A 25,911-nucleotide genomic window follows, 5' to 3' on the forward strand; every position below is an offset into this window, starting at 1 on the left:
CAGTTCAAACAACTTTATTAGATAATAATTGGAGGGAGCAAAGTGTCCTTGACTTCACTATTGGGCCAGGTTGTCCATTTAAAAGTAGTCCGCATAACAGAATTTGGGTATTTTTTAACGGATGGAAAAGAAGATGTGATGATGCATAAGAACGAAGCAAAACGTGAATATACAGAAGGAGAGAATGCGGAAGTATTCCTTTATACTGATGCAAAAGGAAGAATTGCCGCCACTGATACAATTCCGTTTATTACTGTCAATAAATATGGATGGGCAGAGGTCACAGATGTGAAACCGGGAGTAGGAATTTTCTTAAATATCGGCATTAAGAAAGAACTGTTATTGGGAGAGGAAGATTTGCCTTCACATAAATCTGTATGGCCGATCAAGGGAGATATGCTCTTTACAACAATCCGGATTAGCCGCAATAATCGGATGTTTGCGCGGCTAGCGACTGAAAAAGTGATGGAAGAGCTCGCTGTAAAAGCAACGAAAAAAGATTTTAATAAAAATGTTCAGGGGCATATTTACCGTACAGCAAAGGTTGGCAGCTGGATTTATACAACTGAAGGATTTAAAGGATTTATTCACGAATCCCAAACAGAAAAAGAACCAAGGCTCGGTGAAAAAGTAGAGGGGCGAATCATCGATGTCAAAGTTGACGGGAGCATTAATGTATCGCTTCTCGGAAGAAAGCATGAGACGCTTGATCAAGATGCAGAACGGATTTTTGCGTTCCTTCAATCCCGGAACGGGGCGATGCCTTATTCCGATAAAAGTATGCCGGAAGACATTATGGAACGGTTCAATTTGAGCAAAGGGGCATTTAAAAGAGTTCTCGGTCGATTAATGAAAGACGGAAAGATCTATCAGGAAGAAGGCTGGACATATATGAAAAAGTAGATAAAGTGCAAAGGTTTACTGCTTCGATCCTTGTCAAGGGATGATAATGGAGTCTTTAATCTGATAAATGAGCCGTCATTTTGATATATGAGTCTTTATCTAGATAAATGAGCCGTTATTTTGATATATAAGCCTTTATATCGAAAAATGAGCCGTCGTTCCGAAAAATGAGCCCTTATCTAGATAAATGAGCCATCGTTCCGATATATGAGCCATTATCCAAATAAATGAGCCGTCATTCTGATTCATAAGCCCTTTTCCAATACATAAGAACTTATACAGATTTATGTACCGCCGAATTACACTTATGAGCTTTCATTCCAATTTAAAAGAACCGGGCAGAACCCCGGTTTATCTTATCATAGATGATCAGTTTTTTTTGAGTACTGGTTCTTTCCGGCTTTTCGGTTTTTCTCGCGAAGCATGTTTTTTTCATGTCTTAGTGCTTGGTTGTCTTGAGCCTTTTTATCATTGTCAGAAGTATGCGGCATAAAAATACCCCTTTCAGTAAATTTAGGTGACTGCGACCTTATTGTTTACATTACTGAAAGGAGTATGTATGAATTATGGGATTTGATTTAAGAAAAAGACCGCTATCGCTCCCGGACCTGTATGTGAACCAATCGCTGCTCCAATAGAAGTAATTTCAATGTGTTTTGGGTTGAATTCCTGTTCGATCATGTTTTTCATTTCTTGCGCTGTTGCTTCGTCGTCAGCGTGGCTGATTCCAATCACTTGACTGTTCAAGTCGGTTCCGCGCTCTTTCATCAATTCAATGATGCGCCGAAGCAATTTCTTTTTTCCGCGGAGCTTTTCAATAGGAATCAGTTTGCCGTCTTCAACATTTAAGAGCGGTTTAATGTTAAGCAATCCTCCTAAAAAAGCGGATGCTTTGGAAACTCGGCCCCCTTTTGCTAAATACTCAAGGTCATCGACTGTAAAAAGATGTTCCATATGTTCACAGCGAAAGCGGATGTCCTCGAGTATCTTTTCTTTTGCAACGCCATTATTCGCTAACAGGGCCGCTTCCTTGACGACTAGACCCAGACCGAGTGAGGCGCATTTGGAATCAACAATCGTTAAATTGAAATCGGGGTACCGTTCCTTAACTTGTTCAAGGACCATCACTGCAGTTTGATATGTCCCTGATAGTTCTGAAGAAAATGCGATGTATATTCCATCTTCATTTGCTTCGGCCATTTTTGTGAAAAGCTCTTCAAGCCCATGTGGGGAAGCTTGCGAAGTCTTAGGAATTTTTCCTTCTCTTATTGCATCATAAACCGTTTTTGGTTCGATCGTTTTGAGATCTTCGTATTCTTGTCCATCTAAATGTACCTTAAGAGGAATCAACGCAGTCTGATGCTCGTTGTAAAATTCTAAAGGCAAATCGCATGCACTGTCTGCCAATATTTTAACTGACATTTTTTCACCTGCTTTCTTTCTACAAATTACGCTTTAAGTTTATCCGTTTCATTATAAAAAGACAATTAAAGTAGTGAGAAATAGAAATATTGGGTAAAAAAATAATAATGATCAATAAAGATTTTAGTTTTTTCACGAATAATAGGGGGAATCATCATGGTCTGGCTGCAAACGAAAAAAACATTTGTCGTACTATTTGGCGCATTATTAAATGCTATAGCAATGAACTTTTTTTTGATTCCTGCTAATGTATATGCCAGCGGTTTTGCCGGTGTAGCCCAGTTAGTCTCAAATATCGTCGGTAAATATACACCGTTTACTATATCAACAGGTATACTTTTATTTTTGCTTAATATACCTGTAACGATTTTAGGGTGGAAAAAAGTAGGGAAATCTTTTACTTTATTTAGTTTTATTAGTGTTTTATCAATGTCGTTTTTCCTTGAAGTAATACCTGTTAACCAACTATCAACTGACATTTTGCTAAATGCTGTTTTTGGAGGAGTTATTGCAGCTGTAGGGGTCGGTATTACGCTTAAATGGGGAGCCTCAACCGGAGGGCTTGATATTGTAGCAATGGTGCTTTCAAGACAGAAAGATAGACCGGTCGGTATTTATTTTTTTACACTTAATGCCATTATTATAATAACAGCAGGATACTTGTATGGCTGGGAAAAGGCGTTGTATACCCTTGTAACCCTTTATGCTTCTACACGGGTGATTGATGCGATCCATACAAGGCATGAAAAGCTCACTGCGATGATTATTACAAAAAAACCGGATGAGCTGAAAAAAGCGATTCATGAGAAGCTGGTGCGGGGAATTACAAGAGTGCCTGCTAAGGGAGCATATACAAACGAGAACAAGGAAATGATGATTATTGTGATAACCCGTTATGAACTGTTCGATCTTGAAAGAATAATAAAAGAAGTGGATCCTAATGCATTTACAAACATCGTGCAAACGACTGAGATTTTGGGATTTTTCCGGAAAGATTAAAACTGTGTTGGAGGGATATTGGTGAAGCGATTATTACTATTATTAGGCTTGCTGGTTCTGTTGATTGCACCTGCAAAAATGTCGGCTATGGAAAGTGAAAAGGCTCAGGAAAACCCTGTTTTCCGAATTTTGAAAGTTAGCGGTGAAAAAGGAAATTATGAAGTAAGCGGGGAAGCAAGACCGATCATGGGTGTGTTTTATTATACAGTGGAAGACGGTCATAATGAGTTTATTTCTGAAATGAAACTGTACCATAAAACAAAATTTCCAGAATGGGCTCCATTCAGCATTACCATAGACATAGATAAGAAAAAGCTCCCTGTGAAAGGAAGCCTGATGTTAAATTTGTATGAACGAAGCAAAAAGGACAACAGCATCATTCATACTTATCCGGTCCAATTAGAACAGTTTTAACCGCAAGAAAGGGTCTGACCCTCTCAAACAATATATAGAAACGTTTATTAGCATTTGTCTATATTTTGTATTGGAGGAGTCAGACCCACTTTTATTACTTTATATTTTCAAGCTCATTTTGTAATTCTTGGAGCTGCCGCTGCTCAGCAATTGTGGAGTTGGCATAAGCAGAGCTGATTGCGTTTTTTGCTCTGGCTAAGGCTTCTTGCTTGTTGGAAGTTTCGGCGTTTTTTGCCAGATTTACAAATTTTTTTGCTTCCTGGAAAAGCCTGTTGCCCATCCTATGCACCTCCGAGTGAGGATTCTTTCACATTTGCCATTTTCATCGCTTCAGCTTCGGCATATGTCATGTGATAAGGGATGCGTTCATCATGCTTTGTTACTGTATCAACACTCTGCTGTACAAAGCGCTTTGACTTGTTGCGTTTACCCATGTAAATCCCTCCAAAATTAGTATTGAGCTTGTGAAACAGATTAGCTGTTTCATTTGTAGTATGTGCTTAAGTAGGAGAAAAGAATTGCCGGATAAACGATTACCAATAATTAAAGTGCTTTTAAATTTAACAAATCATTTAAATAGACGGCAATACCGTCTTCCTCATTTGAAAGTGTAACGTCATTAGCAATATTTTTAACCTCGTCAACTGCATTCCCCATTGCAATGCCTTTACCCGCGAAATCAAGCATTTCCAGATCATTATCTTCATCGCCGAAAGCAATGATCCTTTCTCTAGGAATTTGAAAATAATCAGCAACTTTTTTTACGCCAATAGCTTTATTCAGGCCATATTTAACAATCTCAATGACATGCCACGGCGCTGCCCAGCTGCGATGATCGATCACTTCAGCATGTACTTCCGATAAATGATCCCGTATTTTTTTAACATTTTCTTCGTCAGTATGAATAAGCATGCTTGTCGGGGACTGCTTTAAAAATTTCCGCAAATCTCCTGTTGTAATATTCGGTTTTCCTATTCCAAAAACATCCAATAATTTTTCGTCGTGATAATGGAAAAACACATCGTCGATGACCTCTGCGATAATATTATGAAAATGGAAAGAGTCCAATGCATCGACAATGTCTTTTGCCACTTTCATGTCCAAAGGCGAATGGTAAACCCCCCATTTATTATCTAATGGATGGTGAATAAATGCCCCGTTAAAGTTTACGATTGGAGTATCCAGTTGTAACTCTCGGTAGTACATTTCACTGGATCGAAATGGCCTTCCGGTGGCAATCATTACCAAATGCCCGTGTTCCTTCGCTCTTTGAATAACTTTCTTCGTTTTATCGGATATTGTTTTATCATCTTTTAACGCAGTACCGTCTAAATCAAGTACAATTAAATGTTTCTCAGCCATAAACGCTCCTTTTAAAAAACAATTTATTAAGATAATGCATCCTCTTATGAAAAAATTGGTTTACGTGCTAAACTAAATGAAGAGGAGATATTTATATATATTCCCATTTTGACTCTTAATTCCTTCTATGAGTCCTATATTACCAATACTGTATGAATTTTGTAAAAAATTTTACCTGATCGTCTATTTGGTGGTGAAAAGTATTGATTTCGATTGAAAAAGTGCTGATTAATTATATTCCTGTTCTTCATATTGCAAAGCAAAATGATTTTTCCAAAAAAATGCCGCTCGTCATCTTTGTTCACGGGTTTACAAGTAGAAAAGAAAAAAACCTTCATTATGCTTATTTACTTGCTGAAAAAGGATTAAGAGTTGTATTGCCTGAAGCACTCTTTCACGGTGAAAGAAGCGAAAATATAAGTGAAAAGGATTTGAATTTTCATTTTTGGGAAATCGTATTAAAAACGATCGAGGAAATACAGTTAATTAAAGATTATTTTGAAGAGAAAGGGACCGTCGATACAGGAAGAATCGGACTTGCAGGTACTTCGATGGGAGGCATTGTGACACTCGGTGCACTATCTCAGTATGATTGGATTCATACAGCTGTTGTTTTGATGGGAAGTCCATCTTATGAAGAATTTGCAAAATGGCAGCTGCAAAATATACAAAAATACGGAATTGATCTTAAAGTGAGCCAGGATGAAATTGACAGCTTGCTTGAAAAAGTCCGCCAATATGATTTAACCCTTCAGCCGGAAAAAATGAGAAACAGACCGATTCTTTTCTGGCACGGAAAAAAGGATCAAGCTGTGCCATTTCAATATTCGTTTGAGTTTTATGAAAGAATTAAAAAAGACTATAATCCGGATCACCTCATGTTTATCCTTGATGAAAACGCCGGTCATGAAGTAAGCAAAGAAGGGATTGACAATACTATATTGTGGTTTGAAAAGCACTTAACACGCTATAATAGTTATAGTGTGAATTAAACATAGAAGGAGAGTGTTTTTACATGGATCAAGATCTTAAAGACAGCATTATGGGTGCTCTTGAGCTTGTTATAGATCCGGAACTTGGGATTGACATAGTTAATTTAGGATTGGTATATGATCTTGAGATGGATGAGGATGGGAAACTAACAGTAACAATGACACTTACAGCAATGGGATGCCCGCTTGCCGGAACGATCGTAGACCAAGTTAAGCGTGCTCTTGCTGATATTCCGGAAATTAAGGATATTGATGTTAACATTGTTTTTAACCCACCATGGACGAAAGACAGAATGTCAAGATATGCAAAAATTGCATTAGGCATCCAATAACATGAACTAGCTTTTAAAATATATAACACACCATCTCTTTGAGATAAAAGAGGTTGACTCATAAGGACCTGACACCTCCAATAATGGCAATATATAGATTGGTTTTATAACTGTTTGTCTATACATTGCAACGGAGGGGTCTGGTCCTTTGCATTTGAGTCTGCCTCCTATTTTAGCCAAATGCGGAAGCATGTCTAAATATGAGTTATGTTGTCATATCACGCAATTTGTGAGAATAAGTATAGGCAATTCACAAAAACACTGTTAAGATAGTAATAACTTCTTGCCTTAATTTCAATGATAGAAGGGCGGTAAATTTTTCTTCCTAATTAAACGGAAGTTTGTATTTAATGGAGTGGATTGTCATGAAAAAATCAATGATTAAAGACAAGTTAAATAGACCGCTCAAAGATTTGCGTATTTCTGTTATTGATCGCTGTAATTTCCGCTGCCAATATTGCATGCCGGCTGAAATATTTGGCCCTGATTTTGCATTTTTACCGAAAAGTGAACTTCTGACATTCGAAGAAATTTTTCGTACAGCAAATATTTTTGTGAAATTAGGAGTTGAAAAAATCAGGCTTACTGGAGGAGAGCCGCTCCTTCGTACAGATTTACCGATTCTTGTTAAGATGCTAGCAACAATTGACGGACTGAAAGATATTGCCCTTACAACCAACGGGGTGCTGCTTCCGAAACTCGCTCAAGGATTAAGAGACGCCGGCCTAAAAAGGGTAAACGTAAGTTTAGACAGCTTGAATGACGAGATATTTGGAAAAATTAACGGACGGAATGTCGGAGTGAAGCCGGTTCTTCAAGGTATTGAGGAGGCAAGAAAAGCCGGGTTGGGGATAAAAATTAATATGGTCGTAAAAAAGGGATTAAACGATTCGGAAATTCTTTCAATGGCAGACTTTTGCAAGCAAGAAGGATTGGAATTGCGTTTTATCGAATTTATGGATGTTGGCAGTACAAACGGCTGGAAAATGGATGACGTTATTACGAAAAAACAAATTTATGAAATTCTAAAAGAAAAATATGACCTAGAAGAAATGGAGCCTGCCTATTTCGGTGAAGTCGCCAAGAGATACAGGCATAAAGGTACAAACATACTTGTCGGTTTTATTACTTCCGTATCGGAATCTTTCTGCCGAAGCTGCACGCGTGCAAGGCTGTCCGCGAATGGTCAGCTGTACACGTGCCTGTTTAACGGGAACGGACATGATATAAGGGATTTTATGAGAAACGGCGCAACTGATGAACAGTTGCAGGAGCGAATTGTGAATATCTGGAATAATCGAAAGGACCGGTATTCTGATGAACGCACTGCAGAAACAGCAGCGCAGCAAAAAAAAATTGAGATGCCCTTTATTGGCGGCTAAACCTCCTGTTGAAAGGAGGTTTTGTAATAATTTCTGAAAGATTCTTTAGGAGCTGATGTTGATGGTTGAAAGGAGAACTCCAATTCCTGTCGGGGAAGCCGTAAAAAAAGTGATGGAGTTCGCAAAAAGCGGTGAAACTGAAATCATTTCTATTAACGACAGCCACGGCAGATTTCTTGCAGAGGATATAAAAGCAACACACGATGTGCCCCGTTTCGACCGTGCCCCGTACGACGGATTTGCCATCAGAGCGATTGACACAAAGGAAGCATCTCAAACCAATCCGGTTGAATTTGAAGTCATTGACCATATTGGAGCAGGAATGGTTTCTTCAAAAACGGTCGGTCCATTTCAGGCTGTCAGAATTATGACCGGTGCCGAAATGCCTGATGGGTGTGATGCGGTTGTTATGCTGGAACTGACAAAAGAAGTAGAGAGAGATGGAAAAAAGTTCATGTCGATAAAGCGCCCTTTTAAAAAAGGGGAAAATGTTTCGTTCCGGGGAGAGGATGCAAAAGAAGGACAAGTCCTTCTAAAGAAAGGAACGAAAATAAATCCGGGAATACAGGCTGTATTGGCTACTTTTGGGTACTCAAAAGTGCCTGTTGCAAAAAAACCCGTTATTGGGCTGTTTGCAACAGGAACAGAACTTCTGGAAGTTGATGAACCGTTGCAGCCGGGAAAAATCCGAAACAGCAATGCTCATATGATTGCCGCTCAAATCGACAGGGCCGGAGCGGAAGTGCGTTACTTCGGCAAACTCAATGATAATTTTGAAACGTGCTTTGAAGCAGTCCGGAAAGCGATCGATGAAGTAGATCTATTGGTTACGACAGGCGGAGTTTCCGTAGGTGATTATGATTATCTTCCTGCCATTTACGAAAAACTTGGTGCAGACGTATTGTTCAATAAAGTCGCGATGCGGCCGGGAAGTGTAACAACCGTTGCACAGTTTGAAAGGAATTTATTGTTTGGACTGTCCGGAAATCCATCTGCCTGCTATGTCGGTTTTGAGTTATTTGCTAGGCCGGTCATTAAAACAATGCTTTTTTCGGAAAAGCCTCATTTGAGAAAAGAAAAAGCAATTCTCGAGGTGGATTTTCCAAAAGCCAACCCATTTACCCGCTTTGTTCGAAGCACATTAACGATTCGGGACGGTAAACTTGCCGTTTCGCCAAGCGGGCTTGATAAATCAAATATAGTGACAAGCCTTGCAGAAGCCAATTCATTAACAATTCTTCCCGGAGGTACAAGAGGATTTAAAAGTGGAAGTGAAGTTGATGTTTTAATGCTTGAAGATGAAACCGGGAGCGAGTGGCCTTGGTAAGCTCTGTTGTCTTTCAGATTGCCGGGTTTCAAAACAGCGGCAAAACCACATTCATGGCAAAGCTCATTAAAGCACTGTCAATTGAAAAACAGCGTGTCGCAACGATTAAACACCACGGGCACGGCGGCAAACCCGATGTGATCGAAAATAAAGATTCAAGCAAGCATGCTGCTGCAGGAGCGGTAGCAACGCTTGTCGAAGGGGAAGGAAACATACTTCTTCATGCAGAAAATACGACTTTGACACTAAAGGACCAAATTAATCTTCTTTCTTTTTTAAATCCAGATGTCATTTTAATTGAAGGGCATAAAAAAGCAGAGTTTGAAAAGGCTGTTATTATTAGAGACGATGCTGACCTCCCGCTTATTAAGGAGCTGGCAAATATAAAACTGATCCTTTGCAGGGATTCACAACTCGCTTTAAAGCTAGCGGAGAAGAAAAATATTCCGGTTTTTTACATAGATGATGACAGCGGCTTATACTGGCTGCTCAATTATTTAAAATCCCGAATAATTGAAAACAGAAATTCAAATTAACTATAAAAAAATAAGTCGGCCTACTTTCGGCCGGCTTTTTCATTTAAAAATATTTTAAATTTCAAAATAATGATTGATTTTAGTTTCCTAAGTTTTTATAATAAGAGAAACAATTATACATAAATATAAAATTAATTGATTAAATATACAACATGACTGAAGGTGGAAAGAATGAAAGTTTCTATTATCGGGACGACAGGATATGGGGGTGGCGAACTCCTGAGGATCCTGAATCACCATCCTGTATATCATATACAATCTATTCATACAACGAGAGAAGAAATTGCAATAAATGAGGAGTATCCTCACTTGAGTGGAATTATCGAACAAAAGCTGGAAAAGATTGATCCATACAAAATCGCTAAAGAAAGTGATTTAGTGTTTCTTGCAACGCCATCAAGAGTGTCAGGGAAATTGGCTGAAGCTTTTTCAGAAACCGATATACAAATCGTTGATCTATCAGGAGACTTGCGTTTAACAGATCCGGATGAATATCGAATTTGGTATAAAGATGAACCTGTTAAAGAGGAACTTCTGCAAACAGCTGTCTACGGATTAAGTGAATGGAATCGAGCTAAGATTGCTTCAGCAAGAATTGTGGCCAATCCCGGATGCTATCCAACCGCTGCGCTTTTAGGGCTTGCACCGCTTGTAAAGGAAGAGCTTATTGATCCAGGCAGTATCATTATTGATGCAAAATCAGGTGCTTCCGGGGCGGGAAGAGGCGGTTCTAAAAGCATCAATTTTTCCGAAGTAAATGAAAACTTGAAGATTTATAAGGTGAATGAACACCAGCATATACCGGAAATTGAGCAGCAGCTAAAAAAATGGAGCCCAAAAGTGAAGCAGATCACCTTCAGTACTCATTTGCTTCCCATTACAAGAGGGATTATGGCAACAATGTATGTTCAGCTTTTAGAAGAAAAAAGTACCGGGGAAATTCTCGAACTGTACCGGGAAACATACGCGGACAGTCCTTTTATTCGCATTAAGCCTAGTGGCCGATATCCATCGATAAAAGAGGTCAGCGGTTCAAATTTCTGTGACATTGGCCTTCATGCAGATCAGAGAACAGGCAGGGTTACGATTGTATCCGTTATTGATAATTTAATGAAAGGAGCAGCCGGCCAGGCAGTGCAAAATGCCAATATTATGAATGGGATCGATGAAAAAGCAGGGCTCGGTTTTGTTCCTTTGTATCCGTAAAGAGGGGGGATTGTTCCAATGCAAACTTTAACAGAAAATGAAGAAATACAGTTCATAACTGGAGGCAATATTTTAACTCCGAAAGGATTTAATGCAGACGGAGTGCATGCAGGACTTAGATATTCAAAGAAAGACATTGGTGTAATTGTAAGTGAAATACCTGCTAATTGTGCAGCCGTATACACAACAAGCCATTTCCAGGCTGCTCCGTTAATAACAACGAAAGACAGTATTGCAAAGGAAGGTCTTCTGCAAGCTGTTGTCGTTAATAGCGCTTGTGCAAATGCATGTACCGGGGAAAGAGGTTTAAATGATTCCAATAGAATGAGAGAATTAACCGCAAAAAAATTTCATTTGAAGGAACATTATGTCGCAGTTGCCTCTACCGGGGTAATTGGAGAGTTTTTGCCGATGGACAAAATCGAGCAAGGGATTCAATTATTGTCGCCGGGAAATGACGATCAACATGCAGAAGCTTTTCAAACAGCGATTTTAACAACCGATCTAGTCCAGAAATCATGCTGCTATTCTGCCAATATTGACGGAAAAACCATTTACATGGGAGGCGCGGCGAAAGGTTCCGGTATGATTCATCCAAATATGGCAACGATGCTTGCTTTTATTACAACCGACGCTGCGGTCGAATCAAGTGATTTGCATATAGCTCTTAAGGAAGCAACAAACAAATCATTTAACCAAATAACCGTGGACGGAGATACATCAACAAATGATATGGTTTTAGTTATGGCAAATGGAAAAGCGGGAAACAGTCCATTGAACAAAAGCCACCCCGATTGGCCAATTTTCGTGCAGCTATTAACAAACACTTGCGAAAACTTAGCAAAGCAAATTGCAAGAGACGGTGAAGGGGCAACAAAATTGATTGAAGCAGTAGTAACAGGTGCTGAAACGGATGAGGATGCTAACAAAATTGCTAAGCAAATTGTCGGATCAAATCTCGTCAAAACAGCGGTTTACGGTGCGGATGCAAACTGGGGAAGAATCATTGGTGCTGTCGGCCAGAGCGATGCAAAAGTTGTTCCTGAAAAAATCAATGTATTAATAGGAGATATTGTTATGCTTCAAAACGGAGAGCCTCAAGCCTTCTCTGAAGAAGAAGCAACTGAATATTTGAAAAACGAAACGGTAAAAATTTCCGTCGATCTCCAAATCGGGAATGGAACAGGCCGGGCTTGGGGATGCGACTTAACCTATGATTATGTCAAAATTAATGCCAGCTATCGGACATAGGGGAGAGTGGAAATGAAAAGAATTTTGATTAAATGTGGAGGAAGTGTCATCGATTCATTAACTCCGGAGTTTTTTTCAAGTTTGCAAAAACTGATCTCTCAAGGCTATCAGTTAATTTTTGTCCATGGCGGCGGTCCAGATATAAATGAAATGCTTAATCTCTATCATGTTAAGCCGGAATTTCATAACGGCTTAAGAAAAACAACCGAACAAACAATGAAAGTAGTCGAAATGGTACTGTCCGGCCATACGAATCGAAAACTCGTTCATCTCCTTGAAGCAAATGGACTTACCGCTTTCGGATTAAACGGCAGCGACGGAAAATGCCTTCAAGCAAAATACATCGATAAAGAACAGCTCGGATTGGTAGGAGAAATTGAGGCTGTCAATCAGGAAGTCATCTTAATGCTGCTGCGGGAAAATATCATACCGGTTATTACTCCAATAGGCATTTCTAAAAGCGGCGAAAAATTAAATGTGAATGCTGACCATGCTGCAGCCGCTGTAGCGCGAGAGTTGAACTGTCAATATTGTTTATTTGTCACTGATGTTGACGGGATTTATATTAATGGAAACTTGCTTGCTGATGTAAGCGAAGAAGACATTTATACGTATATAAACGAAGGGGAAATCACCGGAGGAATGATTCCTAAAGTGAAATCTGCTCTTGCTGCAATTGAAAAAGGCCTTGAAAGAGTAATGATTGTTTCCGGAAAAAAGGCATTTTTTGACGGACAAAACTGGATGGGTACAAAAATACATGGAAAAGCGGGGATTTTACAATGAGCTATTTATTTCCGACCTATCAAAAGTGGGAGATCGAACCTGTTTATGCCAATGGGTGCAAATTAATGGATGCTGACGGAAAAGAATACTTGGATTTTTCATCTGGAATCGGGGTTTGCAATTTAGGCCACAGGCCAAAAACAGTTGAAGAGGCAATTGAAAAACAACTGAAAAAATTTTGGCATGTATCAAACCTTTTTCAAATGAAAGAACAAGAAGAAGCTGCAAAGCTCCTTGCGAAAAGTGCAGAAATGGATTTAGTTTTCTTTGCAAACAGCGGTGCGGAAGCGAACGAAGGAGCGATTAAACTCGCAAGAAAATATACGGGCAAACATAAAATTGTAACGTTTGAAAAATCGTTTCACGGCCGTACTTTTGCGACGATGGCAGCTACCGGACAGGAAAAAATTAAACAAGGATTCGGTCCGATGCTTGAAAGCTTCGTTTACGTGCCTTTTAACAACACGAAAATGTTAAAAAATGTTATGGATGACAGTGTTGCAGCGGTTATGCTCGAAATTGTTCAGGGCGAAGGCGGAATCCATATTGCCGATGAAGGATTTTTAAAAGAAACTGAAAAACTTTGTAAAGAGTATGGTGCATTATTGATTATCGATGAGATTCAAACGGGTATAGGACGTACCGGAAAACCGTTTGCATTTCAGCATTTCGGCCTTAAACCTGATATCGTTACAGCTGCAAAAGGTTTGGGAAGCGGTTTGCCAATTGGTGCCGTAATCGGAAATAAAGAGTTAGAGCAAGCGTTTGGTCCCGGAAGCCATGGATCTACGTTTGGAGGAAATCCGATTTCAGTTGCTGCCGCAATTGCAACAATGAAAACCATTTTTCAAGAGGAATTTTTGAAGAATGTAACCGAAAAAGGTGAGTACTTAACCACGAAATTAAAAACAGTTCTTGGTAAATTCCCCGTCATTTCCGAAATAAGAGGGATGGGGTTAATGATTGGGATTGAGATAAAGGCGGAGGTTCAGCCATTATTAACAGAAATGCGAAAAAAAGGGCTGATTGCACTTCCGGCAGGCAACAATGTTTTAAGGCTCTTGCCTCCATTAACAGTAACGGTGGATGAAATTGATGAAGCTGTTGCAAAAATTGAAGAAACCATTCAACAATTTGTGGATACTGCTGTAAAGGCATAATTTTTTAGTTCTTAATGTATAAAAATAATTTTGTTGTTATAAATATTCAAACATGAGGTGCGCTAAATGGACGGATACCTGCATTTGAAAAATGGAGAAACATTTAAAGGCATTTGGCTTACCGAATGTCCGCAAAACGATATCGAAGGAGAAATTGTTTTCTATACCGGAATGACTGGTTATCAAGAAGTATTGACAGACCCTTCATATAAAGATCAAATCATCGTTTTTACCTACCCGCTGATCGGCAATTACGGTATAAATGAACAAGATTTTGAAAGCAAGCAGCCCCATGTTGCGGGTGTGATTGTATATGAATCAAATGATGCGACAGGACATTATGAAGCGAAATATTCCCTTAAGCAATTTTTACAAAAATGGAACATACCAATGCTTGGGCATGTTGATACAAGGGCAGTTGTAAAGAAAATTCGCGATTTTGGAACAATGCCGGCTGTTCTGTCAGTAAAAAAAGAATCAAAACAGCTGAAATTTTTGTTAAATACAAGCCAAAAAGTGTGCAAAGTATCGGAACCGGAAACTCGCTCTTATGGAAAGGGCGACATTCATATTGTTCTTATTGATTTTGGTTATAAAAGATCGATTCTCGCTTCATTATTAAAAAGAAATTGCCGGGTAACAACAGTGCCATATAACACTTCTTATGAGACGATTAAACAATTAAATCCAAATGGGATACTTCTATCAAACGGACCAGGCGATCCAAAAGATTTATCCGCAATATTGCCGACATTGAAAAAGATAATAAAAGAATATCCTGTTTTCGGAATATGTCTCGGCCACCAATTAGCGGCTCTCGCTCTTGGGGCAGATACAAAAAAACTTCCTTTCGGGCACCGCGGTGCCAACCATCCGATCATGGATATGAAACAAAAAACTGTCTTTATGTCTTCACAAAACCACAGTTATGTTGTAGATGAAAAAAGTTTAACAGGAACCGGTTATAAAATTCGGTTTTACAATTTGCATGATCAGTCGATTGAAGGGCTTGTTCACGAGAATTTGCCGGTTCAAACCGTGCAATTCCATCCGGAAGCCAATCCCGGCCCGAATGATGCTGATTATCTTTTTGACGATTTTATTGAAATGGTTAAGGCTTACAATGGGAGAGAAATAGTATATGCCTAAAGATCACACTATAAAGTCTATCCTCGTAATCGGGTCCGGTCCGATCGTCATCGGCCAGGCCGCTGAATTTGATTATGCAGGAACACAAGCATGCCTTTCCCTTAAAGAGGAGGGTTACCGGGTAATACTTGTGAACAATAATCCTGCAACCATTATGACAGACCATACGTTTGCTGATTCGATTTATTTTGAACCGCTTACGGCAGATGTATTAGAAAAAATCATTGAAAAAGAACGCCCGGATGGACTCCTTGCGACGCTGGGCGGACAGACCGGATTAAATTTAGCCTTTCAGTTGAGTGAAAACGGAGTTCTTGATAAATATCAAGTGAAATTGCTGGGCACCTCTATTGAATCAATAAAAAAAGGTGAAGATAGAGATGCCTTCAGGCAATTAATGAAAGACCTCGGGGAGCCTGTTCCGGAAAGCAAAATTGTTCATAAAGCTGAAGAGGCTCTCCAGTTTGCGGAAGAAATCGGATTTCCTATCATCGTCCGTCCGGCTTACACGCTGGGAGGGTCAGGCGGGGGTATTGCCGGAGATATGAAGGAGCTTTCTGCTCTCATAACAAGAGGACTCAATGAAAGTCCAATCGGGCAATGCCTCGTTGAAAAGAGTATTGCCGGGTATAAAGAAATTGAGTATGAAGTGATGAGAGACTCAAGCGGCACTTGCATAACAATTTGCAATATGGAAAATATTGATCCTGTCGGCATTCATACCGGCGATTCAATCGTTGTTGCTCCCTCCCAAACATTAACGGATGACGAATATCAAATGCTTCGGTCAACAGCGATCAAAATTATTTCAGCACTGGAAATAATCGGAGGGTGTAATATCCAATTTGCACTTGATCCTAACAGCAAACAATACTATTTAATTGAAGTCAATCCTCGTGTAAGCCGTTCTTCGGCTCTCGCTTCAAAAGCGACAGGATATCCGATCGCAAGAATGGCAGCTAAGCTTGCGGTCGGCTATACTTTATCAGAATTGATTAATCCGGTAACCGGGGACACATATGCAAGCTTTGAACCAGCTCTTGATTATGTAGTTGTTAAATTTCCAAAATGGCCGTTTGACAAGTTCCCGAACATAAACCGAAAACTCGGAACACAGATGAAAGCAACCGGTGAAGTAATGGGAATCGACAGAAATCTTGAGCGTGCTTTATTAAAAGCTCTTCATTCTCTTGAAATAAATAATTCCGACTTAAAGCTTCCTGGACTGGAACTTAAGTCAAAAGAGCAATTGGCAGAAATTTTGAACGGACAAACAGATGAACGGTTCTTCGTTGTTTTGGAATGCATTCGCAGAGGTTTTACGTTGGAAGAAATCCATAAAGCAACGAAAATTGACTCATTCTTTTTACAATGTTTTGAACGGCTGATCGACCTTGAAAAACAAATCAAGTCAGTGACTATTGAAAGTGTTTCAAAGGAACAACTTGCTCTCTTTAAAGAAAAAGGTTTTAGTGACAGGTATTTAGCTGACGAATGGAACGTAACAGAGAAAGAGATCAGGAAAAAACGAAAAGAATTCGGAATATTACCGGTTTATAAAATGGTTGATACGTGCGCGGCAGAATTTAAAGCAAATTCAAACTACTATTATTCAACCTATTTTGGCGAAGATGAACAATTGCCTTCTAATAAAAGAAAAGTGCTTATTATTGGCAGCGGTCCGATCCGCATCGGCCAAGGCGTTGAATTTGATTATTGCTCTGTCCATGGCGTTTTTGCATTAAAGCAAGAAAATATTGAAACCATAATGGTGAACAATAACCCGGAAACAGTCAGCACTGATTTTGCAACGGCAGATCGACTTTATTTTGAGCCGTTGATTCTGGAAGATATTTTAAACATTATTGAATCCGAAGGTATTTCCGAAGTCCTTGTCCAATTCGGTGGACAAACGGCACTAAACTTGGCGAAAGAGCTTGAAGACAGTGGTGTAGAACTTCTCGGTACAAATTCTGACACAATTGATGTATTGGAAGACAGGGAACGTTTTTACGAACTGCTTGATCGAGTAAAGATCCCCCATATCAATGGAGATATTGCATACAGTTTAGAGGAATTGCCGAAAAAGGTAAAAGAAATCGGCTATCCTGTCCTATTGCGCCCCTCTTACGTAATCGGGGGCAAAGGGATGGAAATTATCAGAAATGACATTGATTTGAAATTGTTCCTGCAAAGAACGGATATTTCTTTCCCAATATTGGTGGATCAATTTTTGCACGCAAAAGAAGCAGAAATTGATTTAGCAGCTGACGGAGTAAACGTTTTAGTACCGACCATTATGGAACATATTGAAAAAACAGGCGTCCATTCTGGTGACAGCATGTCTGTCCTTCCTGCAAAAAATCTCTCTTCGATTGCTAAAGAAAAGATGCTGAAATATGCAGAAACAATTGTCCAAGAGCTTAAATATAAAGGTGTCATGAACATTCAATATATTATTGACGGTGATGATGTTTACGTTCTGGAAGTGAATCCGCGCGCAAGCAGGACCGTACCGATTGTCAGCAAAGTTACTGGCGTGCCATTGATCCAAATTGCGACAAAAATATTGCTTGGGAAATACACTTTGTCGGAAACGAATCTTAGCATGGAAACCGCTCCTTTCCATTGCATTAAGTATCCGGTTTTTTCAAACTTTGCTTTAAACGGACTCGACCCGAAAGTTGGGCCTGAAATGAAATCTACGGGTGAAGGAATATGTCTTGCTCAAGATTTCGAGGGAGCTTTAAGAAAAGTGTTCCATCCGGTTTTAAGAGACAGATCGAAGAAAAACCGAGTTATTTGCGGGACCGGGGAAAATCTTTCTGAACTCCGTCCATATGCTGAAAGTCTTGGAATTGAACTTAAGCCAGCAGACGAGTTACAGAAAGAAGATTACCAATCCGGCGTACTCGCGTTTTATAGTACAAATGAATCTCTTGAAGATTACAAATTGAGAGAAATTGCGACAAAAAACAGGATTCCAATCTTTAGCGAAAAAGAAACATTGATGGCCTTTTTCTCCGCATTGAATGCAACGAATTTGCAAGTGACTTCTATTAATGAATGGCACGATAACAGAATAAAGGATGTGACAATAGTATGATGTCAATTCAAGCAAATCCTATTGAGTCGGATTTAAAAGGAAAAGATTTCTTATCTTTAGCTGATCATTCTGCAGGCACAATTGAAGCTCTGCTTAAAAAAGCAGCAGAAATGAAAAGTGAACCGGAAAAATTTTCGTCTTTATTAAAAGGGAAAATACTTGGGATGATTTTTGAAAAACCGTCGACAAGAACACGCGTCTCTTTCGAAGCAGGGATGCTGCAGCTGGGAGGCCATGCATTGTACTTAAACAGCAATGATTTGCAGCTTGGCAGAGGAGAAACGATTGCAGATACTGCCAAAGTTTTATCCCAATACGTAGATGCAATTATGATCCGAACTTTTTCACACTCAATCGTGGAAGAATTGGCATATCATGCTGATATTCCGGTTATCAATGGACTTACAGATTTGTCACACCCATGTCAGGCTTTAGCTGATTTGTTAACAATTCAAGAGGTGAAAGGAACTTTTAAGGGATTAAAGCTTGTTTACATTGGAGACGGCAACAATGTCGCCCACTCTTTATTGATCGGTGCTTCGAAGATGGGCATTGATGTTACAGTTGCCAGTCCGCTTGGCTATGAACCTGATTCAAAGGTTGTTTCACTCGCGAAGGCGGCAGCAGCTGAAAATGGCTCCCAGGTTCACATTTTAAACGATCCATACGAAGCTGTCATAGAAGCGGACATTATTTATTCTGATGTTTGGACAAGTATGGGACAGGAACAGGAAAATCAGCAAAGATTAGAGGTATTCAAAGATTTTCAAGTTAATGAGCAGCTTGTAAAAAATGCAAAGGACGATTTTCTGTTTTTACATTGTTTGCCGGCCCACAGGGGAGAGGAAGTTACCGCCGAAATTATTGATGGCAGCCATTCAGCTGTTTTTCAGCAAGCCGGCAACAGGCTCCATGTCCAAAAAGCGCTATTGGCGGAAATATTGAAATAACAAACCAGGCCTTCTCTTCATCGGAGCAGGCCTGGTTTATTTTTTTAGGAAAAACAGTCCAGAGAATGAACTTGGAATGCAATGAAAATAATAAGCATGAGAAAGGCAAAAGGAGGTTTAGATAATGGGACAAAACCGTCATTTCCGTCCAGGCCAAAAAGCTCCCAATAATGGAATCTATATAGAAATCGGTGAAACAGGGAGCAATGTGAAAAATCCGCAGCTATTAAAGCTAAAAGCTGGAGATCGATTTCCGGAAACGTCAAACCATAATCGTATTTGGACATATCAACGAAAACCTTAATAATTCTTTTTCAGCCATCCAATGCGGGTGGCTTTACATATGTAAAAAGTTGTTTTTATAATATAGTTAATGGTCAAAAAAGGTCAGACAGGAGGTGCAACCATGGACATTAATCGCATGACTGAACGGATGCAGGAGGCTTTTTTTCGTGCTCAAACAATGGCGATTGAAAATCATCATCAGGAAATTGATGATGTGCATATATTTTTAGCTCTTTTGGAAGACGAGACTAGCCTAGTTCATTCCATTTTTGAAAAACTGCAACTTTCTGCCAGCGATATCAAGGACAGACTCGAAAGTTTATTAGCAAAAAAGCCTCAAGTAATTGGGAGCGGTGTTGATCATGGAAAAATTTATATTACTCCTGCATTACAAAAGGTGTTGGCAGAAGCTGAATCCCAGATGAAGATTTTTAAAGATGAATATTTGTCTGTTGAACATATCCTGCTTGCTGCTATTAATACAGATCAGTCAGCAGCAGGGCAAGTGTTAAAAGATTTTCGGGTCACAAATCAATCAGTATTAGAGGCAATTAAAGAAATTAGGGGGAATCAGAGAGTGACAACGCAAAACCCGGAATCTACCTATGAAGCATTAAAAAAATATGGAAGAGATTTAGTAGCGGAAGTAAAAGAAGGAAAAATTGACCCAGTGATCGGAAGAGACAGTGAAATTAGGAATGTAATTCGGATTCTCTCAAGAAAAACGAAAAACAATCCCGTTTTAATCGGGGAACCGGGAGTAGGAAAAACTGCGATTGTTGAAGGACTCGCACAGCGAATCGTTCGAAAAGATGTTCCAGAGGGACTGAAGGATAAAACCATTTTTGCTCTTGATATAAGCTCATTAATCGCAGGGGCTAAATTCCGGGGCGAATTTGAAGAAAGACTGAAGGCTGTCTTAAATGAAATTAAGAAGAGCGAAGGGCGCATTCTTTTATTTATTGATGAACTTCATACGATTGTTGGAGCAGGGAAAACAGAAGGGGCAATGGATGCAGGAAACATGCTGAAACCGATGCTTGCGAGAGGAGAATTGCATTGTATTGGAGCAACAACCCTTGATGAGCACCGGAAATATATTGAAAAGGATCCGGCACTGGAACGTAGGTTCCAGCCTGTGCTTGTTCAGGAACCGAATGTTGAAGACACGATTTCAATTTTAAGAGGGTTAAAAGAGAGATTTGAAATTCATCATGGAGTCAATATACATGATCGGGCGCTCGTTGCTGCCGCTACTCTTTCAGATCGTTATATTACCGACCGTTTTCTTCCAGATAAGGCAATAGATTTGGTGGACGAAGCATGTGCCATGATCAGGACTGAAATTGACTCGATGCCATCCGAGCTTGACGAAGTAACACGAAGAGTGATGCAGCTGGAAATTGAAGAGGCTGCATTAAGCAAGGAAACCGATGCAGCTAGTAAAGAACGACTAGAAGTTCTTCAAAAAGAATTAGCGGAAATGAGAGAAAAGGCAAACTCCATGAAAGCTAAGTGGCAGCTAGAGAAAGAAGCGATTCAAAGAGTGCGGGAAAAACGCGAAACACTTGAAAGACTCCGCAGGGAGCTTGAGGAAGCTGAGAATAATTATGATTTAAACAAAGCTGCCGAACTGAGACATGGGAAAATTCCTGCTTTGGAAAAAGAAATAAAAGAGCTAGAGAATGAGGAGAAAGAAAAACGGGGCACCCGATTGCTTCGAGAAGAAGTTACGGAAGAAGAAATTGCTGAAATTGTTTCACGTTGGACGGGTATACCGATCTCAAAACTTGTTGAAGGAGAAAGAGAGAAACTTCTCCGGCTTGAGAGTATTTTACACGAGCGAGTAATTGGCCAGGATGAAGCAGTAAACCTTGTATCAGATGCCGTTTTACGGGCCAGGGCGGGGATTAAAGATCCAAACCGTCCGATCGGATCGTTTATTTTCCTGGGCCCAACCGGTGTAGGGAAAACAGAGCTTGCCAAAACTCTTGCCCAGTCATTATTTGATTCGGAAGACCATATGATTCGTCTTGATATGTCTGAATATATGGAGAAACATGCCGTATCCCGGTTGATTGGTGCTCCGCCGGGTTATGTCGGCTATGAAGAAGGCGGCCAATTAACAGAAGCAGTAAGAAGAAATCCATATTCAGTTATCTTGTTAGATGAGATTGAAAAAGCGCATCCGGAAGTGTTTAATATCCTTCTGCAAGTGCTTGATGACGGACGGATTACGGATTCTCAAGGACGGACTGTTGATTTTAAAAATACGGTAATTATTATGACTTCAAATATTGGTTCATCTTTTCTGCTGGAAAGAACGAATATAGATGGTAAGATTACAGAAGAAACAAAAAATAAGGTGCTATCACAATTGCGCAGTCATTTTCGTCCTGAATTTCTGAACCGTGTTGATGAAATAATTTTGTTTAAACCGTTAAGACTTGAAGAAATAAAACAAATTGTAACAAAACTGATTTCTGATTTACAGAAAAGGCTTAATGATCGGGAAATCCGCTTAGTAATTACAAATGAAGCAATCGAATTCATTGCCGAAAATGGCTTTGATCCCATTTATGGAGCAAGACCGCTCAAACGTTTCATTCAGCGTCATGTTGAAACAAAACTTGCAAGAGAAATGGTGAAAGGCAGCATTAAGGAACAAGATAAAGTGGAAATCGGAATTGAAAATGGAGAGATAACTTTGAAAGTTAAGTAGAAAAGTCATCCTTTTTTAGGATGACTTTTTAATGTTTTTCAACAGGATCGTTCGGCAAAATTATCGGAACAATATAAATCAAAATCGTTGCCGCTACTGCTAAAATGGATCCGGTTCTTAAATCAAACTCGGTACCGATCATAGAACCAGTTACATAAACCAACATTTGAATAAGAAGAAAAGTCCAGAAAAATGTCCAGAAATATCGCACCGTATTCACCTCTTACGAATTAAAGTCCACTCTCATATTACCATATCACTATTAAATATTAAACGCTATTTTATTATTTTCACTTTTTTCAGGAAAATATGTTTCTTTACACACTTCTTTTTTGAATTTGGGCAATCTACCCTATCATCAACAGTAAACCTTCATACATTAATATGAACAAGTCTGTTAAAGGAGTGTTTGACATGGAGCACCGGAACTTTCAATTGGATACCGAATGGAATATCATCCATTATCCTGAAAGGCCTAAAGGTTTCGGTATCCTAATTCTTGGAGATGAACGGAATTTTGTGGATGAGAAAAGCAGTTTTTGGATTCAAAATGAAGGCAAAAAGGCGTTGCTTCGAACATTGAAGCGAGAGGGCTATACTGTATTTTATTCGAATTTGTACGGGAAGAACTGGGGAAGTCAAAAAGCGGTAAATCTGGCGAAACGACTATATAACCATATTATGAGAACGGAAATTATTAATGACAGAATCCATCTTCTAGCCGAAGGTATGGGAGCATTAACTGCTATAAAATTAATGGTGGAATTGAAACAAAATATTAGATCGGTTATTCTGTTGAATCCGATCCTATCTTTATCTCATCATTTAGAATATGAAAAGGAACGCAAGTTTTTTTACAAAAAGCTGCTAAAAGAACTTGCCGGAGCTTATGAAACAGAACCAAAAGAAATAGAGAAAATCATTCTTTCGGATAAGATTTTGACGGAGTTTCATTCTGGGCATCCAGTGAAAATCATTTACATTTTGTCAAGAAATCAAAACTTTTCCCAAAGAAACCTTTTAGATGATTTATCAACAAAATGGGAAAATGAAGATTCATCGATTTCGAAAACCTACCTAATCCCGGAAAAACAGCAACAGCTCGCCAATCAAATTGTAAGGTTTATGAATGAACATGAGAAAATCCTTTAATTCCACGGACTCCCTGAAAAGAAATAAATTATGTAAACCCGGCATAGGATAAAGAGAATGTGTTTCAGGGAGGCATAAATATGGACAAGGCAGTAGTAATTGGAACATACGAGTTTTTAGGTTTTAGTCTTTGTGAAAATTTGCTTGAAAAAGGTTATCAGGTTAAAGGGATTCATATAGACCTTGAAGAGGAAGATTTATTTCTTGAAGAAAAGCGTATGGAAGTAGGCAGAAATGCAAATTTCATCGAATTGTCATTGGAAGACTGGAAACAGCAAAACTTTATGGAGAGTGATTCGGTATTAATCATTTCAGTTTATGATTATTTTATAAAGAATAAAATCCAATCACTATTAAAAGACGAGCAGTTTTGGAACACAATTCTTCCTCGCATTGTTAAATCCGAAATTTTAATTCTTTGGCCAATTCAATTGTTAGCAAAAAATAAAGAAGAAGTTAGAGAAGAAGACGGATCGGACGAACTTCATGAATTTTTTGGGAAATTCACCCATCCGTCACTAACATCCATTTTTGTTCCCACTTTATTCGGTCCGTGGCAACCCCCAGAATTTATTTTTCAGAAAACCTTTCTTCATCGGCTTGGAAACAATGAACAGCCTGTTTTGAATAAGCGAGAATGGGTTTTTGACGCAATTTATATTGAAGACTGTGTAAATAAAATTATTGACATTTTTGAAAAAAAGAGGAACAAGTGCTGCTACTTAAGGAATACTGTTAATGACAGCTGGCTGAAATGCGCAATATCACTTGCGATTGAAACAAAAGGAGCCAGGGAAAATGGAAAAGAAGACCTTATAATTGATAGCAAAATCCCGGCTGAATCGGTCGAGGAAAGTGTAGAACTTTTAGACGGGATTAAGAAACAAAAAGACCATTTAGAACGCATTTTATCACTTAAGAATATGTGATTGAGAGTGCATTTTCAAACCGGGAGAGATGACCGGTTTTTATTTTAATTTGGAATAATATTGCAATAAAGGAAAAAAACTTTTCATTTTATTTGGTTGAAGGTAGAATGAAAGAAATAATTGTCTATATTGGGACGAATGTTTCGGTTTAAAAATATGTGGAAAAAGCTTTGTTTATTTCCATCTCTTCTTTAGCAGGAGAGGCTGAGTAAAGGAGATGCATTGGATGTTAAAACGATTCGGAGTCATTCTTATATGCCTACTTTTACTGGCTGGATGTGAGCAGCCGATCAAAACAGGAAAATTGGAAAAAGTGGGTTTGCTTGTGCCCGATACGGTAAACGACCAGGTTTGGGGTACAAAAGGCTATAAAGGAATGCTGAAAATCCAATCTCGTTTTAACGTAGATGTTTATATTAAAGAAGGAATGAATTCTGAAATGATTGTGGAACGTGCCGTAAAAGAATTTGACCAAAAAGGCGTTAACTTAATTTTTGGGCACGGAAATGAATACGCCGAGTATTTTAATAAAATTTCAAAAGATTATCCGCATATTCATTTCATTAGTTTTAATGGAGACGCTAAAAATAAAAATACAACAAGCTTAAGTTTCCAGGCTTTTGCGATGGGTTTTTTTGGGGGCATGGTAGCTTCTCATATGACAAAAAAGAATAAGATCGGTATTATTGCCGCTTATGAATGGCAGCCTGAAGTTGAAGGTTTTTATGAAGGAGCAATATTTGAAAATAAAAATGTAGACGTTAATATCCAATATGTTGGCCAATGGGATGATGACCAGACTGCAATGACGATCTTAGACAAAATGATCAAGAATGGTGTGGATGTCGTTTATCCTGCCGGTGACGGCTATAACGTACCGGTTATTGAAAAAGTCAAAGAAGAGGGGCTTTATGCAATCGGCTATATATCCGATCAGTCAGACCTTGGGAAATCAACGGTTTTGACAAGTACGATTCAGCATGTTGACAAGCTTTACGAATTAGCAGCAGAAAAGTATAACAACGGAAAACTCAAATCCGGAAATCTGCATTTTGATTTTAAAGATGGAGTCATATCTCTCGGGGAATTCAGCCCGCTGATAGATGATGACTTTAAAGCTGAAATAAAATCGTATATTGAAGATTATAAAAAAACCGGAAAACTTCCAAATGAGTAAGCATACGATGTAAAAAGCTGCCGCTTATTGATGGCAGCTTTACTTATTTTTTTTTATAAACTGATTAATAAAAGGTGTAATCTTATTTAAAAGAGGCTTTAATTGTTTGGCAGAATCCAGCAGCATATCGATATTTTCCATTAGCAGCATATAATCAATTTGATCCTCGGCATTATTTGAACGATTTTCCTGAGTTTTGCTTTCTGTTGGCCGTCTTCTCGTGCCAAACATGAACCTTTTGAAAGGATCCTCTTCCTGCTTATCAATTTCCGGTATATCCTTCGATACATTTTCCGTCGTTTTAATCTCAGGATTTTCTTTATGTGCATCTTCCAATGTCTGAACCTCCCTTAAATGAATTCCTTGTTA

27 protein-coding genes are annotated in these 25,911 nt (G+C 39.0%); 20 read left to right on the plus strand and 7 right to left on the minus strand.

The window, feature by feature from the left end; translation table 11 throughout:
- Positions 1-42 precede the first annotated feature (42 nt).
- Positions 43-903 (plus strand): CvfB family protein, encoded by an 861-nt coding sequence (locus C0966_RS02160; RefSeq protein WP_274853523.1) that lies wholly within the window; start codon positions 43-45, stop codon positions 901-903.
- Positions 904-1,262: 359 nt separating this feature from the next.
- Here C0966_RS02160 and C0966_RS02165 read toward each other — a convergent pair whose 3' ends face one another.
- Both C0966_RS02165 and C0966_RS02170 read right to left on the minus strand, forming a co-directional pair.
- The gene (locus C0966_RS02165; RefSeq protein WP_274853524.1) at positions 1,263-1,394 is read right to left on the minus strand and encodes a DUF3941 domain-containing protein; all 132 of its coding nucleotides are present in this window, start codon (positions 1,392-1,394) and stop codon (positions 1,263-1,265) included.
- Between the two features lie 73 nt (positions 1,395-1,467).
- Positions 1,468-2,325 carry a DegV family protein gene (locus C0966_RS02170; RefSeq protein ID WP_274853525.1) on the minus strand — a complete coding sequence of 286 codons (858 nt, stop codon included), beginning with the start codon at positions 2,323-2,325 and terminating at the stop codon, positions 1,468-1,470.
- A gap of 156 nt (positions 2,326-2,481) precedes the next feature.
- On the opposite strand from C0966_RS02170, the gene C0966_RS02175 reads away from it, so the two are divergent.
- The gene (locus C0966_RS02175) at positions 2,482-3,324 is read left to right on the plus strand and encodes a YitT family protein (RefSeq protein ID WP_274853526.1); all 843 of its coding nucleotides are present in this window, start codon (positions 2,482-2,484) and stop codon (positions 3,322-3,324) included.
- A 21-nt stretch (positions 3,325-3,345) separates the two neighbouring features.
- Positions 3,346-3,738 carry a Gmad2 immunoglobulin-like domain-containing protein gene (locus C0966_RS02180; RefSeq protein ID WP_274853527.1) on the plus strand — a complete coding sequence of 131 codons (393 nt, stop codon included), beginning with the start codon at positions 3,346-3,348 and terminating at the stop codon, positions 3,736-3,738.
- 94 nt (positions 3,739-3,832) lie between these two features.
- On the opposite strand, the gene C0966_RS02185 is transcribed toward C0966_RS02180, so the two are convergent.
- From C0966_RS02185 to C0966_RS02195, 3 genes are all read right to left on the minus strand, one after another.
- Entirely contained in the window at positions 3,833-4,018 is a 186-nt protein-coding gene (locus C0966_RS02185) for a DUF3813 domain-containing protein (RefSeq protein ID WP_274853528.1), read from the minus strand.
- Between the two features lies 1 nt (position 4,019).
- The gene (locus C0966_RS02190; protein ID WP_274853529.1) at positions 4,020-4,172 is read right to left on the minus strand and encodes a hypothetical protein; all 153 of its coding nucleotides are present in this window, start codon (positions 4,170-4,172) and stop codon (positions 4,020-4,022) included.
- Positions 4,173-4,281: 109 nt separating this feature from the next.
- A complete protein-coding gene (locus C0966_RS02195) occupies positions 4,282-5,100 on the minus strand; it encodes a Cof-type HAD-IIB family hydrolase (RefSeq protein WP_274853530.1) in 819 nt (272 codons plus the stop codon).
- Positions 5,101-5,303: 203 nt separating this feature from the next.
- Here C0966_RS02195 and C0966_RS02200 point away from each other — a divergent pair, with 203 nt between their 5' ends.
- The 14 genes from C0966_RS02200 (at position 5,304) to clpB (ending at position 22,284) form a co-directional block, all read left to right on the plus strand.
- Complete coding sequence (locus C0966_RS02200) at positions 5,304-6,092, plus strand: prolyl oligopeptidase family serine peptidase (protein ID WP_274853531.1); 789 nt, start codon at positions 5,304-5,306, stop codon at positions 6,090-6,092.
- Positions 6,093-6,115: 23 nt separating this feature from the next.
- On the plus strand, positions 6,116-6,424 hold the full coding sequence (locus C0966_RS02205; RefSeq protein ID WP_274853532.1) for a metal-sulfur cluster assembly factor: 309 nt from the start codon (positions 6,116-6,118) through the stop codon (positions 6,422-6,424).
- A 365-nt stretch (positions 6,425-6,789) separates the two neighbouring features.
- Positions 6,790-7,806 carry a GTP 3',8-cyclase MoaA gene (gene moaA / locus C0966_RS02210; protein WP_274853533.1) on the plus strand — a complete coding sequence of 339 codons (1,017 nt, stop codon included), beginning with the start codon at positions 6,790-6,792 and terminating at the stop codon, positions 7,804-7,806.
- 61 nt (positions 7,807-7,867) lie between these two features.
- Entirely contained in the window at positions 7,868-9,133 is a 1,266-nt protein-coding gene (locus C0966_RS02215) for a molybdopterin molybdotransferase MoeA (RefSeq protein WP_274853534.1), read from the plus strand.
- Complete coding sequence (gene mobB / locus C0966_RS02220) at positions 9,121-9,669, plus strand: molybdopterin-guanine dinucleotide biosynthesis protein B (RefSeq protein ID WP_274853535.1); 549 nt, start codon at positions 9,121-9,123, stop codon at positions 9,667-9,669. The genes C0966_RS02215 and mobB overlap by 13 nt, the downstream gene beginning before the upstream one ends.
- 171 nt (positions 9,670-9,840) lie before the next feature.
- Positions 9,841-10,875 carry an N-acetyl-gamma-glutamyl-phosphate reductase gene (argC, locus tag C0966_RS02225; protein WP_274853536.1) on the plus strand — a complete coding sequence of 345 codons (1,035 nt, stop codon included), beginning with the start codon at positions 9,841-9,843 and terminating at the stop codon, positions 10,873-10,875.
- 18 nt (positions 10,876-10,893) lie between these two features.
- Entirely contained in the window at positions 10,894-12,126 is a 1,233-nt protein-coding gene (gene argJ / locus C0966_RS02230; protein ID WP_274853537.1) for a bifunctional ornithine acetyltransferase/N-acetylglutamate synthase, read from the plus strand.
- Between the two features lie 12 nt (positions 12,127-12,138).
- Positions 12,139-12,912 (plus strand): acetylglutamate kinase, encoded by a 774-nt coding sequence (gene argB / locus C0966_RS02235; RefSeq protein WP_274853538.1) that lies wholly within the window; start codon positions 12,139-12,141, stop codon positions 12,910-12,912.
- A complete protein-coding gene (locus C0966_RS02240; RefSeq protein ID WP_274853539.1) occupies positions 12,909-14,072 on the plus strand; it encodes an acetylornithine transaminase in 1,164 nt (387 codons plus the stop codon). The genes argB and C0966_RS02240 overlap by 4 nt, the downstream gene beginning before the upstream one ends.
- A gap of 66 nt (positions 14,073-14,138) precedes the next feature.
- The gene (locus C0966_RS02245; protein WP_274853540.1) at positions 14,139-15,221 is read left to right on the plus strand and encodes a carbamoyl phosphate synthase small subunit; all 1,083 of its coding nucleotides are present in this window, start codon (positions 14,139-14,141) and stop codon (positions 15,219-15,221) included.
- Positions 15,214-18,327, plus strand: coding sequence for a carbamoyl phosphate synthase large subunit (locus C0966_RS02250; RefSeq protein ID WP_274853541.1), 3,114 nt, complete (start codon positions 15,214-15,216; stop codon positions 18,325-18,327). Before C0966_RS02245 ends, C0966_RS02250 begins: the two co-directional genes overlap by 8 nt.
- Positions 18,324-19,277 carry an ornithine carbamoyltransferase gene (gene argF, locus C0966_RS02255; protein ID WP_274853542.1) on the plus strand — a complete coding sequence of 318 codons (954 nt, stop codon included), beginning with the start codon at positions 18,324-18,326 and terminating at the stop codon, positions 19,275-19,277. Before C0966_RS02250 ends, argF begins: the two co-directional genes overlap by 4 nt.
- Before the next feature lie 124 nt (positions 19,278-19,401).
- On the plus strand, positions 19,402-19,581 hold the full coding sequence (locus C0966_RS02260; RefSeq protein ID WP_274853543.1) for a YjzC family protein: 180 nt from the start codon (positions 19,402-19,404) through the stop codon (positions 19,579-19,581).
- A 102-nt stretch (positions 19,582-19,683) separates the two neighbouring features.
- A complete protein-coding gene (gene clpB / locus C0966_RS02265) occupies positions 19,684-22,284 on the plus strand; it encodes an ATP-dependent chaperone ClpB (RefSeq protein WP_274853546.1) in 2,601 nt (866 codons plus the stop codon).
- Positions 22,285-22,312: 28 nt separating this feature from the next.
- Here clpB and C0966_RS02270 read toward each other — a convergent pair whose 3' ends face one another.
- Positions 22,313-22,495, minus strand: coding sequence for a YjzD family protein (locus tag C0966_RS02270; RefSeq protein WP_274853547.1), 183 nt, complete (start codon positions 22,493-22,495; stop codon positions 22,313-22,315).
- Between the two features lie 203 nt (positions 22,496-22,698).
- Between C0966_RS02270 and C0966_RS02275 the strand changes: the two genes are divergently transcribed.
- The 3 genes from C0966_RS02275 (at position 22,699) to C0966_RS02285 (ending at position 25,542) form a co-directional block, all read left to right on the plus strand.
- Entirely contained in the window at positions 22,699-23,436 is a 738-nt protein-coding gene (locus tag C0966_RS02275) for a hydrolase (protein WP_274853548.1), read from the plus strand.
- Between the two features lie 80 nt (positions 23,437-23,516).
- Entirely contained in the window at positions 23,517-24,365 is an 849-nt protein-coding gene (locus tag C0966_RS02280; RefSeq protein WP_274853549.1) for a hypothetical protein, read from the plus strand.
- Between the two features lie 226 nt (positions 24,366-24,591).
- Positions 24,592-25,542, plus strand: coding sequence for a BMP family ABC transporter substrate-binding protein (locus tag C0966_RS02285; protein WP_274853550.1), 951 nt, complete (start codon positions 24,592-24,594; stop codon positions 25,540-25,542).
- A gap of 39 nt (positions 25,543-25,581) precedes the next feature.
- Here the strand turns inward: C0966_RS02285 and C0966_RS02290 are convergent, their stop codons facing one another.
- Positions 25,582-25,878, minus strand: a complete 297-nt coding sequence (locus C0966_RS02290) for a hypothetical protein (RefSeq protein WP_274853552.1) — start codon at positions 25,876-25,878, stop codon at positions 25,582-25,584.
- Positions 25,879-25,911: the final 33 nt, after the last annotated feature.

The organism is Bacillus methanolicus (assembly GCF_028888695.1).
Classification (GTDB): Bacteria; Bacillota; Bacilli; order Bacillales; family Cytobacillaceae; genus Bacillus_Z; species Bacillus_Z methanolicus_B.